Origin of the sequence: Duganella sp. SG902, assembly GCF_013376005.1 — a bacterium.
GTDB lineage: Bacteria > Pseudomonadota > Gammaproteobacteria > Burkholderiales > Burkholderiaceae_D > Rugamonas.
Genome location: NZ_JABMJK010000024.1, coordinates 1 through 14,856 on the forward strand (window position 1 = coordinate 1; position 14,856 = coordinate 14,856).

At 65.4% G+C, this 14,856-nt stretch carries 15 protein-coding genes; all 15 read right to left on the bottom strand.

Going from position 1 to position 14,856, the window contains the following annotated elements:
- Nucleotides 1–112 precede the first annotated feature (112 nt).
- Nucleotides 113–1,312: an EAL domain-containing protein gene (locus FHW83_RS28730; protein WP_176649785.1), complete on the bottom strand. Its 1,200-nt coding sequence runs from the start codon at nt 1,310–1,312 to the stop codon at nt 113–115.
- Between the two features lie 30 nt (nt 1,313–1,342).
- Nucleotides 1,343–2,128 carry an RNA methyltransferase gene (locus FHW83_RS28735; RefSeq protein WP_176649786.1) on the bottom strand — a complete coding sequence of 262 codons (786 nt, stop codon included), beginning with the start codon at nt 2,126–2,128 and terminating at the stop codon, nt 1,343–1,345.
- Complete coding sequence (rnhB, locus tag FHW83_RS28740) at nt 2,125–2,766, bottom strand: ribonuclease HII (RefSeq protein ID WP_176649787.1); 642 nt, start codon at nt 2,764–2,766, stop codon at nt 2,125–2,127. The genes FHW83_RS28735 and rnhB overlap by 4 nt, the downstream gene beginning before the upstream one ends.
- Complete coding sequence (lpxB, locus tag FHW83_RS28745; RefSeq protein ID WP_373997282.1) at nt 2,763–3,941, bottom strand: lipid-A-disaccharide synthase; 1,179 nt, start codon at nt 3,939–3,941, stop codon at nt 2,763–2,765. The genes rnhB and lpxB overlap by 4 nt, the downstream gene beginning before the upstream one ends.
- Complete coding sequence (lpxA, locus tag FHW83_RS28750) at nt 3,925–4,716, bottom strand: acyl-ACP--UDP-N-acetylglucosamine O-acyltransferase (protein ID WP_176649788.1); 792 nt, start codon at nt 4,714–4,716, stop codon at nt 3,925–3,927. Before lpxA ends, lpxB begins: the two co-directional genes overlap by 17 nt.
- Before the next feature lie 5 nt (nt 4,717–4,721).
- Nucleotides 4,722–5,207: a 3-hydroxyacyl-ACP dehydratase FabZ gene (fabZ, locus tag FHW83_RS28755; protein WP_176649789.1), complete on the bottom strand. Its 486-nt coding sequence runs from the start codon at nt 5,205–5,207 to the stop codon at nt 4,722–4,724.
- On the bottom strand, nt 5,204–6,259 hold the full coding sequence (lpxD, locus tag FHW83_RS28760; RefSeq protein ID WP_176649790.1) for a UDP-3-O-(3-hydroxymyristoyl)glucosamine N-acyltransferase: 1,056 nt from the start codon (nt 6,257–6,259) through the stop codon (nt 5,204–5,206). The genes fabZ and lpxD overlap by 4 nt, the downstream gene beginning before the upstream one ends.
- Before the next feature lie 19 nt (nt 6,260–6,278).
- Complete coding sequence (locus FHW83_RS28765; protein WP_176649791.1) at nt 6,279–6,782, bottom strand: OmpH family outer membrane protein; 504 nt, start codon at nt 6,780–6,782, stop codon at nt 6,279–6,281.
- Nucleotides 6,783–6,840: 58 nt separating this feature from the next.
- Nucleotides 6,841–9,177 (bottom strand): outer membrane protein assembly factor BamA, encoded by a 2,337-nt coding sequence (gene bamA / locus FHW83_RS28770; protein WP_176649792.1) that lies wholly within the window; start codon nt 9,175–9,177, stop codon nt 6,841–6,843.
- 30 nt (nt 9,178–9,207) lie between these two features.
- A complete protein-coding gene (rseP, locus tag FHW83_RS28775) occupies nt 9,208–10,563 on the bottom strand; it encodes an RIP metalloprotease RseP (RefSeq protein ID WP_176649793.1) in 1,356 nt (451 codons plus the stop codon).
- A complete protein-coding gene (ispC, locus tag FHW83_RS28780) occupies nt 10,560–11,753 on the bottom strand; it encodes a 1-deoxy-D-xylulose-5-phosphate reductoisomerase (protein WP_176649794.1) in 1,194 nt (397 codons plus the stop codon). Before ispC ends, rseP begins: the two co-directional genes overlap by 4 nt.
- 10 nt (nt 11,754–11,763) lie before the next feature.
- A complete protein-coding gene (locus FHW83_RS28785) occupies nt 11,764–12,603 on the bottom strand; it encodes a phosphatidate cytidylyltransferase (protein ID WP_176649795.1) in 840 nt (279 codons plus the stop codon).
- On the bottom strand, nt 12,603–13,355 hold the full coding sequence (gene uppS / locus FHW83_RS28790) for a polyprenyl diphosphate synthase (protein ID WP_176649796.1): 753 nt from the start codon (nt 13,353–13,355) through the stop codon (nt 12,603–12,605). The genes FHW83_RS28785 and uppS overlap by 1 nt, the downstream gene beginning before the upstream one ends.
- A 156-nt stretch (nt 13,356–13,511) precedes the next feature.
- The gene (gene frr / locus FHW83_RS28795) at nt 13,512–14,072 is read right to left on the bottom strand and encodes a ribosome recycling factor (protein ID WP_176649797.1); all 561 of its coding nucleotides are present in this window, start codon (nt 14,070–14,072) and stop codon (nt 13,512–13,514) included.
- Between the two features lie 36 nt (nt 14,073–14,108).
- Nucleotides 14,109–14,825 carry a UMP kinase gene (pyrH, locus tag FHW83_RS28800; protein ID WP_176649798.1) on the bottom strand — a complete coding sequence of 239 codons (717 nt, stop codon included), beginning with the start codon at nt 14,823–14,825 and terminating at the stop codon, nt 14,109–14,111.
- Between the last annotated feature and the right edge of the window lie 31 nt (nt 14,826–14,856).

The window sequence follows — 14,856 nt, forward strand, 5'->3', positions numbered from 1 at the left end:
GAATTCGCACAACTGCAACCTTCACTCTTTTGAAACCATGTCAACAAAATTATTCCGGACAGCAGTGCGCCTGCGCGGGAATGACGGCTCTTAACTTGGCTGCCCCCGGATTTTAGAAAAAATGTTGCCAGTCGGCCAGCCAGGCCGGGAAGTCTTCCACCGGCATCGGCTTGGCGATGTAGTAGCCCTGGGCGTAGGTGCAGCCCAGCCCTTGCAGGAAGTCCCAGTCCTGCTTGGTCTCGACGCCCACCGCCACCGAGCGCCGGTCCAGGCTGCGGGCGAGCCCCAGGCAGGAGCGCAGCACGGTGCCGATGGCGGCCCGCTTGGCCGCGCCGTCCACAAAACTACGGTCGATCTTCAGTTCGGAGAACGGGATCCGCGCCAGCAGTTGCAGGTTGCTGCGCCCGGTGCCGTAGTCGTCGATCGCCAGCCCGAAGCCTTTCATGCGCAACCGCAGCAGGCGCTCGAGGAAGTGCGGGTCGGTGCTCAGCACCGCCGATTCGGTCATTTCGAAAGTGAGGTAGTCGGCCATGATCTGGTGCCGGTCCAGGCACGCCGCGATCTGCTCCATGAACTGCGGGTGCGCCAGCGTGCCTTGGTCGACATTGACGGAGACCGAGATCGGCACGCCCTGGTCGTGCAGCTTGCGGCAGGCCGCCACCGATTTCTCGATCATGGTCCAGTCGAGGAAGTCGACCCGCTGCGCCGCTTCCAGCGCCGGCATGAAGGCCGCCGGCCCCAGCACCCCGCGCAGGGGATGGCGCCAGCGCGCGAACATTTCCAGTCCTTTTACCTGACCGGTCTCCAGCTCGATCTTGGGCTGGAAGAAGGGATCGAATTCGCGGTTCTGCAAGCCCTGCCCCACTTCGGCGAACGACATGGCTTGTCCCGCCTCGCCCGCGCCATGCGGCTCGGCGGGTTGCAGGTGGTTGTTCACGAGCGCCATCAGGCGGCCGCCGATCACCGGCTTGCCGATCGCGCCCAGCACGTTGACGCCATACGCCAGCGCCATCGTCTCCACCGAGAACAGCACGGCGTTGCTTTGCGCGCCCACCACAATCACGCCGGCCTTGCAGCGCATCTCGCCCAGGCGGCGTATCAGCTCCAATGCATCCATGCCCGGCAGCGCCAGGTCGATGATGGCGATGTCCACCGCCGGCGTGATGCCGGCGCTGAAGTGGCGCAGCGCGGTGTGGCCGTCCGGCGCCTGCGTGATCCGTCCGACGCCGACGTGCACCAGGATGTCGGCCAGCGCGTGGCGTTGTACCTGATCCCCTTCGGCTACCAGAAAGTGCAACTGCGCGATATCCATGACGGCTCCACGTTTGTGCTTGAATCTTGCTTACGTCTGATTCTGCCTTACTTGCTCGAAAAAGCAAACCGCCGCGCACGCCGCCACGTTGAGCGACTCCACCTGCCCCAGGTGCGGTATCACCACCTTGTGCGTGGCCAGCGACAGCAGGTCGTCCGCCACGCCCTGCCCTTCATGGCCGAAGATCCAGGCCACCGGCTGGCGCAGATCGATGTCGTACAGCCGCTGCGCCGCGTAGCCGCTGGTGGCCAGCGTGGGCACGCGCGCATTGCGCACCAGTTCCGCCAGGTCGACGTTTTCAAAGATGTCGAGCACGAAGTGCGCGCCCATGGCCGCGCGCAGCACCTTGGGCGACCAGCAGAACGCCGATCCGGCGCTGCAATACACCTGCTTGATGCCGGCCGCCGCCGCGCTGCGCAGGATGGAGCCGACGTTGCCCGGGTCCTGCACGCCGTCCAGCAGCACCGCCGAGACGCTCAGCGCCTCAGTCACCGCGCGCTCCGGCGTGGCGATCAGGAACATCACGCCGACGCCGTGTTCGACCTGGCTGACCGCGTTGTACAGCGCATCCGGCAAGGCCAGCACGTGGCCGCGCCGCGCTTCCAGCTGGCCGATGATGTCCATCACTTCAGGATTGTGCAGCGCGCCTTCGCTGACCACGCACTGTTCCGGCAGGCCGCGCAGCTGCAGGTAGGACTGGCACAGGTGCACGCCGTCCAGCAGCGTGCGGCCGGCCTTGCGGCGCGCCTGCTGGCTGCCGGCCAGCTTGACCAGTTCCTTGTATTGCGCGTTGTCGCGCGAGCTGATGGTCTTCATGCCAGGCCTCCGGCACGCAGCGAGAACACTTCGATCACTTCACGCACCGGCGCGAACGAGCGGCGATGCACCGGCGAGGCGCCATGTTCGCGCAGACGCTCCAGATGCAGCGCGGTGCCATAGCCTTTGTGCTGGTCGAAGCAGTATTGCGGATATTGCGCGTGCAGCGCCACCAGCGCGGCGTCGCGCGCGGTCTTGGCCAGGATGGAGGCGGCGGAGATGGCTTCCACCTTGTCGTCGCCACCAACGATGGCGATGCTCTGGATTTTCATCACGGGGCAGCGGTTGCCGTCGATCAGGGCCAGCGTCGGCACGGTGCTCAGCGCTTCTACCGCGCGCCGCATGGCCAGCATGGACGCCTGCAGGATGTTGTGTTTGTCGATTTCCTCTTCCGACGCCTGCGCGATGGCCCACGCCAGCGCTTGCGCCTTGATCAGCGGCGCCAGCATGTCGCGTTTTGCCTCGTTGAGTTTTTTCGAGTCGCGCAGGCCCTCGATGGGACGCGCGGGGTCGAGGATGACGGCGGCCGCGAACACCGGGCCGGCCAGCGGCCCGCGGCCCGCTTCGTCCACGCCGCAGATGATTTCGTCCGGCGATTCCGGCAGGTCGTCGAACAGGCCGAGATTTTGGTTCTTCACTTTCGTCCTTCAATAACGCGCAGCACGGCGGCCGCGCTCTCCACCGCGCTGTTGCGCAGCAGGCTGTGATGCATGTCGGTGAAGCGCTGCGCCAGCCGCAGACGGTGCGGCGCATCGCTCAGCTGCTTCCACATGGCTTCCGCCAGCGCTTCCGGATTGGCCGCGTGCTGCAGCAGCTCCGGCACCAGGAATTCGCGCGCCAGGATGTTCGGCAAGCCGATCCACGGCTGGTAGCCGAAGTGGCGCAGGATCTGCCATTCCAGTTCCATCATCCGGTAGGCGATCACCATCGGCTTCTTGAACAGCGCCACTTCCAGCGAGGCGGTGCCGGAGGCCACCAGCACGGCGTCGGCGGCCGCGATCGCGGTGTGCGACTGACCGTCCAGCAGCTGGATCTCGATGTCCTGCAGGCCCGCCTGCGCCACCAGCTGCAGGAAGTACTGCTTCTGGCGCTCGCCCGCCATCGGCGCGACGAAACGCAGCGTGCGGTCGCGCGCCTTCAGCAGCCTGGCCGCCTGCATGAAGGCCACGCTGTTGTACTTGATCTCCGACATGCGGCTGCCCGGCATGATGGTGACCACGTTGGCGTCTTCCGGCATGCCCAGCGCGCGCCGCGCGGCGCCCACGTCCGGCGTCATCGGTATCAGCTCGGCCAGCGGATGGCCGACGTAGCTGACCGGCACGCCAGCTTTCTTGTAGATCTCTTCCTCGAACGGGAACACCACCAGCATGTGCGACACGGCGCGCTGGATTTTCTTGATGCGGCCACCACGCCAGGCCCAGATCTGCGGCCCGATGTAGTGCACGGTCGGGATGCCGGCCGCCTTCAGTTGCTCTTCCAGCCCGAGGTTGAAGCCCGGGTAGTCGGCGCCGATGAAGGCGGCCGGACGCTCGGCCAGCAGACGGTCGCGCAGCTGGTTCTGGATGCCTTTCAGTTCGCGGTAGCGCATCAGCACCGGCACCAGGCCGCGCACGGTCAGCTGGTCCATGGGCCAGTGCGACTCAAAGCCCTGCTCCATCATCGCCGGACCGCCGATGCCGTGGAAGTAAGCGTCGGGCAGGTGCGGACGCAGGCCCGAAAGCAAACGAGCCGCCAGCATGTCGCCGGACGGCTCGCCTGCCACGAGGGCGATGGCGGGACCGCGTCCCGCCTGCGTTTTATCGGACGATGCCACGGGTCGCCGTATCGAGGAACTCGCGCATGGCGCGCATGTGCTGCGCCACGTCGGCCGGCACCGCCGCCTCCTCGGCGATCAGCGCCGCCTTGGCTTCTTCCAGCGTCAGGCCCGAGCGGTAAATGATCTTGTAGGCCGCACGGATGCCGTTGATCTGCTCGCGCGTGAAGCCGCGGCGTTTCAGGCCTTCGATGTTGACGCCGTGCGCCGCCGCCGGATTCCCGTTCAGCAGCACGAACGGCGGCACGTCCTGGGTCAGCGAGGTGCTCATGCCGACAAACGCGTGCGCGCCGATCTTGCAGAACTGGTGCACGTTGGCGAAGCCGCTCATGATGACCCAGTCGCCGATCTCCACGTGGCCCGCGATCTGCGCGTTGTTCGAGAAGATGGTGTTGCTGCCGACCTGGCAGTCGTGCGCCAGGTGGACGTAGGCCGAGATCCAGTTGTCGTTGCCGAGCGAGGTCACGCCCTTGTCCTGCACCGTGCCGGTGTTGAAGGTGCAGAATTCGCGGATGGTGTTGCGGTCGCCGATGGTCAGGCGGGTCGGCTCGCCCTTCCACTTCTTGTCCTGCGGCGCGGCGCCGATCGACGAGAACTGGAAGAACTTGTTGTCGCTGCCGATGGTCGTGTGGCCTTCGATCACCACGTGCGGCCCCACCACCGTGCCGGAGCCGATGGTCACGTTCGGGCCGATGACCGAGTACGGGCCGATCTCGACGCTCTCGTGCAGCTCGGCCTTGCTGTCAACGATGGCGGTGGCGTGTATCTTTGCCATGATGCTTAACCCGCAGGCTGCGAAGCGTCGGTGGCGCTACGGATGGTGCACATCAGTTCCGCCTCGACCGCCACCTGGCCGTCGACCGAGCCGACCGCCTTGTATTTCCAGATGCCGCGCGCGTTGCGCAGGATCTCGACGTCCATTTTCAGCTGGTCGCCGGGACCGACCGGACGCTTGAAGCGCGCGTTGTCGATGCCGACGAAGTACACCACCGAGTTCTCGTCCGGCTTGAGGTTCATGGTCTTGAACGACAGCAGCGCGGCGGTCTGCGCCATCGCCTCGATCATCAGCACGCCCGGCATGACCGGCTTGTGCGGGAAGTGGCCGTTGAAGAATTCCTCGTTCACGGTCACGTTCTTGATGGCGGTGATGGACTTGCCCTCTTCGTACGAGATCACGCGGTCCACCAGCAGCAGCGGGTAGCGGTGCGGCAGGTAGGATTTGATCTCGCAGATATCCATGGTTTTGGAGGTTTCGGTAGTGGTCATGATTCGTTATTTTCTGATTGAGTCTTGATGATTTTTTCCAGCGCGCGGATCTTATCGCGCATGGCCGACAGGTTGCGCACGATGACGGCCGACTTTTCCCAGTCGGCGTTCTTGGCCAGCGGGTAGAAGCCGGTGTACTGCCCCGGCTCCAGGATCGAGCGCGACACCATGCTGCCCGAGCCCACGTGCACCTTGTCGACGATGGTCAGGTGGCCCAGCACCATGGCGGCGCCGCCGAAGGTGCAATACTTGCCGATCTTGGCGCTGCCGGCCACGCCGACGCAGCCGGCCATGGCCGTGTGCGCGCCGATGTGGCAGTTATGGCCGATCTGGATCTGGTTGTCGAGCTTCACGCCGTCTTCGATTATCGTATCGGCCAGCGCGCCACGGTCGATGGTGGTGTTGGCACCGATGTCGACGTCGTCGCCGATCAACACCCGGCCGGTCTGCGGAATCTTGATGTAGACGCCGCCCTCGTTGGCGAAGCCGAAGCCGTCGGTGCCGATCACCGCGCCGGAGTGGATGATGCCGCGCTGGCCGATCTGGCAGTAGGCGTGGAAGGTGACGTTGGCGAAGAACCTGGTCCCGGCGCCGATCAGCGCCTCGCGGCCGATGAAGCAGCCGGCGCCGATCACCGCGCCCTCCCCGATCACGGCGCCGTCCTCGATCACCACCCGCGGGCCGATGTGGGCCGAGGGCGCGACCTGCGCGCTGTCCGCCACCACCGCCGTCGGGTGCACGCCGGCCGCCGGCACGATGGCCGTCAGCGATTCGAAGTACTGCGCCGCGCGGGCGAAGTAGACGTAGGGATTCGGCACGACGATGCGCGCGCCGCCGTAGCCGGCCGCGATGAACGCGTCGTCGGCGGCCGACACGATCAGCGCCGCCGCCTTGCTCTGCAGCGCCTGCGCGCGCAGCTTGCTGTTGCTGAGAAAGCTGATGTGCGAAACGCCGGCGTCAGCCAGTGGCGCGATCCCGCTTACCTCCAGGTTCGCGTCCCCCACCAGCTGTCCGCCCAAGCGTTCGACCAATGCTCCTAGTCGAGTGCCCATCGGGTGATCCAATCTGTGTTTATTTGTCTTTGTCCAGCGCCGACAGTACCTTGTCGGTGATGTCGATGCGGTTGCTGGCCCACACGGCGTCCTGCAGCACGATGTCGAACCCTTCCACGCTGGCCAGCTGCTTGATGATCTTGGTGGCTTTCTCCGAGATCGCCTGGCGCTCCTCGTTGGTGCGCTGGCTCAGGTCCTCGCGGAACTCGCGCTGGCGGCGCTGGTATTCCTTGTCCAGCTCGAACACGTCGCGCTGGCGCTTGACGCGGTCGGCCTCGCTCAGCGAGGGCGCGTCCTTGTCCAGCTTTTCCGAGGCGGCCTTGAGGCGGCCGGCCATGTCGTTCATGGCTTTCTCGCGCGACTTGAATTCCTCCTTGAGCTTCTCTTCGGCCAGCTTGGCCAGCTTGGACTCGTTATAGATGCGCTCAGGGCTGATCCACGCGATGCGCGAAGCCGAGGTCTGCGCCTGCACCGGCGCCAACGCAAACCAGCCCAATGCAAGCCCGGCGAGATATTTGGTCATGGTTGCGGATGCAGTCTTCAACTTATTTCTCCGAGGTAAAGATTAGTGCCAAAAATCATCAGAAACCGCTGCCCATCTGGAACTGGAAACGTTCCAGGCGGTCGCCGGTCTTGGCGTTCAACGGCTTAGCATAACTCAGTTTCAGCGGACCGACCGGGGAAATCCAGCTGATCCCCAAGCCGCTCGAATAGCGCAGCTGCGACAGGCGCATCTTCTCGCCTTCCTGGTACACCTGGCCGCCGTCGATGAAGCCGAACCAGCGCAGGCTGCGGTCCTGGCCGGAACCCGGGAACGGCAGCTGCAGCTCGGCGTTGCCGATCAGGCGCGAGGCGCCGCCCAGCGCGTCGCCGTAGCGGGTGTCGACCGCGCCCAGCGAGGAGCTGTAGTAGCCGCGCACCGAACCGATGCCGCCGCCGTAGAAGTTCTTGAACACCGGGTAGCTGCTGTTGCCCAGGCCGCGGCCGTAGTCGATCTCGCCCTTCAGGGCCAGCGTGACCTTCTGGTACAGCGGCTTGTACCACTGGTGCTCGTACACCGCGCGGTAGTATTTCTGCTCGCCGATGATGTCCAGCTCCAGGTTGGCGCGCTGGTAGCGGCCCACGGTCGGCGTCAGCGCCGAGTCGCGGCTGTCGCGCGCCCACGCCGCCGTCAACGGCACGGCCTTGGTGGAGGCGGTGCCGACGCCGGTGGTGGTGCCGTTGATGGTGTTGACGTATTCCTGGAAGCGGATCGGCGAGGTGGCGTCGGTGGTGATCTTCGAGCTTTCCAGGCCGATGCCGAAGAACACCGTGTCCACTTCCGAGAACGGCACGCCATAGCTGATGCGGCCGCCCTGCTGCTTGATGGTGTAGTAACCGATGTTGACCGCCGGCGGCTTGGTGGTGCGCAGGTACAGTTCGTAGCCGCGCGAGACGCCGTCGTCGGTGTAGTAAGGGTCGGTCTGCGAGAACGAAATCGTGCGGCTGTACTTGGAGGTGTTCAACTCCAGGCCCACGGTGGTGCCCGAACCGGCGAAGTTGGCCTGCTGCACCGCCGCCTGGAACGAGAACTTCTCCGACTGCGAGAACGCGCCGCCGATCTGGAAGTTGCCGGTCGGCTTCTCGGTCACGGTCAGGTTGACGTCCACCTGGTCGGAGGTGCCCTGCGCCTCCGGCGTGTCGATGGTCACGTCCTTGAAGTAGCCGAGGCGGTCGACGCGGTCGCGCGACAGCTTGATCTTGTTGGCGTCGTACCAGCTCGACTCGAACTGGCGGAACTCGCGGCGGATCACCTCGTCGCGGGTGGTGGTGTTGCCGGCGATGTTCATGTGGCGCACGTAGGCGCGCTTGCCCGGATCGATGAAGAAGGTGAACGACACCTCGCGCTTCTCGCGATCGATGTCCGGGTTGGCGTTGACGTTGGCGAAGGCGTAGCCGAAGGTGCCCAGGCGGTCCGAGATCAGCTTGTTGGTGGCGGTCAGGCGCTCGCCGGAATAGACCTCGCCCTTCTTCAGCAGCACCAGCGTGCGCAGCTCGTCCTCGCGGCCGAAGGTCTCGCCCTCGAACTTGATGTCCTTGACGTTGTACTTCTCACCCTCGGTGATGTTGATGGTGATGTAGATGTCCTTCTTGTCCGGCGTGATCGACACCTGGGTCGACTCGATGTTCATCTCGATGTAGCCGCGGTTCAGGTAGTAGGACTTGAGCGACTCGATGTCGCCGGTCAGCTTGGTCTTGGAGTACTGGTTGGCCTTGGTGTACCAGCTGAACCAGCCGCCGGTGTTGAGCGCCAGCTGGTCCTTCAGCTCCTTGTCGCTGAACACCTTGTTGCCGACGATGTTGATTTCCTTGATCTTGGCGACGTCGCCCTCGTCCACCGCGAAGGTGATGTTGACGCGGTTGCGCTCGATCGGGGTGACGGTGGTGACCACCTTCACGCCGTACAGGCCGTGCGACAGGTACTGGCGCTTCAGCTCCTGCTCGGCGCGGTCGACCGAGGCCTTGTCGAAAATCTTGGTCTCGCCCACGCCGATGTCCTTCAGCGCCTTGACCAGCGTATCCTTCTCGAATTCCTTGGTGCCGGTGAACTCCACCTTGGCGATGGCCGGGCGTTCCTCGACCAGCACCACCAGCACCTGGCCATCCTTTTCCAGCCGCACGTCCTTGAAGAAGCCGGTGGCGTACAGGGCCTTGATGGCGGTGACCGATTTGTCGTCGTTGAAGGTCTCGCCGACGCGCACCGGCAGATAGCTGAAGACCGTACCGGCTTCCGTACGCTGGATCCCTTCGACGCGGATATCTTTGATGACGAATGGATCGATCGCCATGGCGCTGCCGCTGCACAGTGCCAGGACAGCGGCGCCGATCAGGCTGCGGCGCAAGGAAGTTGAAGTAATACGGTCAGAATATAATTTCATCGGGTTCAATGGCTAAATCAACGGGAACGGCTACAACAACCGGGCGACGTCGTTAAACACCGCCAGCAGCATCAGGGTCAGCAACAAACCCATGCCCAGGCGCTGAGCAATTTCGCCTACGCGTTCCGGCACAGAACGCCCAGTTAAAACTTCCAGCGAATAATACAGCAAATGCCCCCCGTCTAGAACGGGAATCGGCAGCAAATTCATTACCCCCAGACTAATGCTGATGAAGGCGATAAAGCTCAAATAGCTCGCCGCGCCCATCCGCGCGGTCTGGCCGGCGTAATCGGCGATCGTGATCGGGCCGGTGACGTTCTTGAGCGAGGCCTCGCCGGTGATCATCTTGCCGATCATCTTCAGCGTCATCGTACAAGTGTCCCAGACCTTGGCCACCGCCTTGCCGAGCGCCGCCAGCGGCGACGATGGCACGCTGATCATATCCGGCGCCAGCGCGACGTAAGCGCCGATCTTACCGACTGTTACAGTTCCTTTGCCGCTTTTTGCCTGCTCGGCCTGCGGCACCATGCTGATGGTGAGCGGCTGGCTGGCGCGCTCGAGCTGCACCTGCACGGTCTTGCCGGCGGCGCCGCGGATGATGTCGATGAAGGCGATGCCGTCCGCCACCGCCACGCCGTCGACGGACTTCAGCAGGTCGCCCGGCTGCAGGCCGGCGCGCTCGGCCGGGCTGCCCGGCATGACTTGCTGCACCACCGGCGCCGGCCGCGCGACGCCGACGCCCAGCTGGCCCGGCACGTCGCCTTCCAGATCGAGGCCGGCCAGCGCCGAGGCCGGCAATGTGGCGGCCAGGCGGCCCTGTCCCGCGCGCTCCACCGCCAGGCGCAGGTCGCGCTTGTCGATGGCGGCCTGGATGAACTGCCAGCGCAGCTCGGACCAGACCTGCACCGGTTGCTCGTTGATGGCGGCGATCACGTCGCCGCCTTGCAGCCCGGCCTGCGCGGCCTTGCCGCCGGCGGTCACGCTGATCTTGCTGCTGGGCTCCTCGATGCCGTGCATGTACAGGCCGGCGAACAGCACGATGGCGATCAGGAAGTTGGCCAGCGGGCCGGCGGCCACGATGGCGATGCGCTTCCACACGTTCTGGCGCGTGAACTCGCGCGCGAGGTCCTCGGGCGGCAAGCCGCCGAGGTCGCCTTCGCGCGCGTCCAGCATCTTGACGTAGCCGCCCAGCGGCAGCGCCGAGATGGCCCACTCGGTCTGGTCCGGGCCGAAACGGCGCGACCACACCACCTTGCCCATGCCCACCGAGAAGCGCAGCACCTTGACCCCGCACCAGCGCGCCACCAGATAATGGCCCAGCTCGTGGAACACGATCAGGGAGCCGAGGCAGACGATGAACGCCAGCACGGTTTGCAGGAAGTTCATTTTGCCAGTCCGGCGATATGGGTTTCGGCGGCGGCGCGGGCGGCCGCGTCCTGCGCCATCACCGCCTCGATGCTGTGGGCGGCGCCGTGCGGCAGCGTGTCCACCACGTGGCCGATCACGCGGTCGATCTGGCGGAAGCCGATCCTCAGGTCGAGGAAGGCTTGCACCGCCACCTCGTTGGCCGCGTTCAGCAGGGCCGGCGCGGTGCCGCCGGCGCGCAGCGCCTCGAACGCCAGCTTGAGGCATGGGAAGCGGTTGAAGTCGGGCCGCTCGAATTGCAGGGTGGCGATGCGGGTCAGGTCCAGCTGCGCCACGCCGGAGGCGATGCGCTCCGGGTAGGCCAGCGCGTGGGCGATCGGCGTGCGCATGTCCGGGTTGCCCAGCTGCGCCAGCACCGAGCCGTCGACGTAGGACACCATCGAATGGATCACCGACTGCGGGTGGATCACCACCTCGATCTGGTCGGCCGGCGCGCCGAACAGCCAGTGCGCCTCGATCACTTCCAGGCCCTTGTTCATCATGGTGGCCGAATCGACCGAGATCTTGCGGCCCATGGACCAGTTCGGATGCTTGCAGGCCTGCTCCGGCGTCACCGCGTCCAGCGTGGCGACGTCGCGCGTCAGGAACGGACCGCCCGACGCGGTCAGCAGGATTTTGGCGACACCGGCCGCGGCGTCGCGCACCGCCGGCACCTTGCCGCCAAACTGCGGCATGGACTGGAAGATGGCGTTGTGTTCGCTGTCGATGGGCAGCAGCACGGCGCCCGATTCGTGCACGGCGTCCATGAACAGCTGGCCGGACATGACCAGCGCCTCCTTGTTGGCCAGCAGGACCTTCTTGCCGGCGCGGGCGGCGGCCAGGGTCGGCGCCAGGCCGGCCGCGCCGACGATGGCGGCCATCACGCTGTCGACTTCCGGCGCGCTGGCGATGCTGCACAGGGCCTGCTCGCCCCACTCCACCTCGGTCTTGACGCCGGCCGCGCGCAGCAGCGCGGCCAGGCGGTCGGCGGCGGCGGCGCTGCCGACCACGGCGCGGGCCGGGCGGAACTGCACGCACTGCGCGGCCAGCTCCTCGACGCGGCTGTGCGCCGACAGGGCGTAGACGCTGTAGCGCCCGGGATGGCGCGCCACCACGTCCAGCGTGGAGACGCCGATCGAACCGGTGGCGCCTAAAACGGTAATACCTTGCATGATGAGTCTTTCAGATCCAGGACGTGACCAGGGCCGCCATCGGCAGCACCGGGATCAGGGCGTCCACGCGGTCCAGCACGCCGCCGTGGCCGGGCAGCAGGTTGCTGCTGTCCTTGATGCCGGCGCGGCGCTTGAGCGCGGATTCAAACAGGTCGCCGATGACGGAGAACATCACGATCACCAGCAGGATCAGCAGGGTCAGGCCCCAGCCGAAGCGGGCGTGCAGCTTGTAGGCGAAGGTGTCTTGCAGCCATGGCGCGGCGCCGTCGGCCAGCAGCACCGAGATGGCGGCGATCGCCAGCACGGCGATGGCGCCGCCGATCGCGCCCTCCCACGACTTGCCCGGGGAAATGGTGGGCGCCAGCTTGCGCTTGCCGAAGGCCTTGCCGGAGAAGTAGGCGCCGATGTCGGCGATCCACACCAGCGCCATCACCGACAGCAGGTACAGCGGCGAATGCAGGTACAGCCCGACGATGGCGAAGAAGGCCGCGAACACGGCGAAGGTGAAGGTGATCGCCAGCGACCAGTTGGCCGCGCCGGCCATCTGCGGCAGGCCCAGGCCCAGGGTCGGCGCGTAGCGGATGATCCACAGCAGCGCGGCCACGCCGTACAGCGCGTTGACCGAGCCCGGCTTGGCCGAATACATCAGGCCGACGAACAGCAGGCCGCCGGCGAGGCCGGCCACGCGTGCCTTGCCCTCGGCCAGGCCGAACAGGCGGGCGCCCTCCCACACGGCGGCGCCGACAAACAGCGTCACCACCAGGGCGAACGCGGGGAAATAGTTGAAGAACAGGACCGGCAGCAGCACCGCCAGCAAGACCACAGCGGTAATAATCCTCGTTTTCAGCATCAGTTTGTCTTTTCGGCCAGTTGCGCGCCGGTGCGGCCGAATCGCCGTTCCCGGTGCTGGTAGGAGGCGATGGCCTCGTCGAGACACTCGGCGGAAAAGTCCGGCCAGTAGGTGTCGGTGAAGTAGAGTTCGGTATAAGCCAGCTGCCACAGCAGGAAGTTGGAGATGCGCTGCTCGCCGCCGGTGCGGATGAACAGGTCGGGCTCGGGCGCGTAGGCCATGGCCAGGTGCGGCGCCAGCTGCTCCTCGGTGAAATCGGTGACGCCCGGGTGGGCCTTGACCATCTGGCCGACCGCCTGCATCACGTCCCAGCGGCCGCCGTAGTTGGCGCAGATGGTGACGGTCATGCGGGTGTTGGCGGCGGTCTTGCGCTCGGCGGCGGCGATCATGCCTTGCAGCTTGTCGTCAAAGCGGCTCAGGTCGCCCACCACCTTGAGGCGGATGTTGTTGGCGTGCAGTTTGGACACTTCGCGCTCCAGCGCCGTCACGAACAGGCGCATCAGCAGCGACACCTCCTCTTCCGGGCGGCGCCAGTTTTCCGAGCTGAAGGCGAACAGGGTCAGGTATTCCACGCCGCGGCGGGCGCAGGCTTCGACCACGGCGCGCACGGCCTCCACGCCCTTGACGTGTCCGCCCACGCGCGGCAGGAAGCGCTTGGTGGCCCAGCGGCCATTGCCGTCCATGATGATCGCCACGTGGCGCGGCACGGCGGGTGCGTCTGGAACCTCGGTAGTCGAACTCGTATATTTCATGAAAACGTTGGTGCCAAAGTATAAAGTATTGCAGGTGTGAGGCAAAAAGACAAGATTACCGCAAAAGCGTCATTCCCGCGAAGACGGGAATCCATAGGCCGCGTGCCGGGACACTCAGCATGGATTCCCGCCTGCGCGGGAATGACGTGGTCCTGCTTATACGGTCAGAACTTCTTTTTCCTTCTCGGCCAGCATCTTGTCGATGTCGGCGATGGCCTTGTCGGTCAGCTTCTGGATGTCGTCGGTGCCGCGGCGCTCGTCGTCTTCCGAGATGGCCTTGTCCTTGACCAGCTTCTTCAGGCCCTCGTTGGCGTCGCGGCGGATGTTGCGCACCGCCACCTTGGCGTCCTCGCCCTCGCTCTTGACCAGCTTGACCATCTCCTTGCGGCGTTCCTCGGTCAGCACCGGGGTCGGCACGCGGATCATGTCGCCCTGCGCCGATGGGTTCAGGCCGAGGTCGGAATCGCGGATCGCCTTCTCGATGGCGGCCGCCATCTTCTTCTCGAACGGCTGCACGCCGATGGTGCGGGCGTCGACCAGGGTCAGGTTGGCGACCTGGTTGATCGGGGTCGGATTACCGTAGTAATCCACCATCACGCTGTCGAGGATGCCGGCGTGGGCACGGCCGGTGCGCACCTTGGCCAGGTCGCCGCGCAGGGTTTCCAGCGATTTCACCATGCGCTCTTGCGCGCTCTTTTTAACGTCAGCTACGGACATTGCTGCTCTCCTGTGTGTATCTAAATAAAACGCGTGTTAAACGTGAACCAGTGTACCCTCATCCTCGCCCATGATGACGCGCATCAGCGCGCCCGGCTTGGTGATGGAGAACACCTTGATCGGCAGTTTCTGGTCGCGGCACAGCGCAAACGCGGTGGCGTCCATCACCTGCAGGTGCTTGGCGATCGCTTCGTCGAAGCTGATCGAGCGGTACAGCGTGGCGTTCGGGTCCTTCTTCGGGTCGGCGGTGTACACGCCGTCCACCTTGGTGGCCTTCAGCACGATTTCCGCGCTCACCTCGGAACCGCGCAGCGAGGCGGCGGTGTCGGTGGTGAAGAACGGATTGCCGGTGCCGGCCGCGAACACCACGACCTTGCCTTCTTCCAGGTACTGCAGCGCCTTCGGGCGCACATACGGCTCGACCACCTGCTCGATGCCGATCGCCGACATCACGCGCGCGGTGATGCCGACATGGCGCATGGCGTCGGCCAGGGCCAGCGCGTTCATCACGGTGGCCAGCATGCCCATGTAGTCGGCGGTGGCGCGGTCCATGCCCTGCGCACCGGGCGCCACGCCCCGGAAGATGTTGCCGCCGCCAATGACGATCGCCAGTTCCACGCCCAGTTTCGCGACCTCGGCCACATCGGCCACGGTCCGCTCGATCGTCGCGCGGTTGATGCCGTAAGGATCATCGCCCATCAGGGCTTCGCCGGACAATTTGAGGAGGACGCGCTTATAGGCTGGTTTGGACATGAGACGGGGCTCCTAATGATTGGGTTGTTCG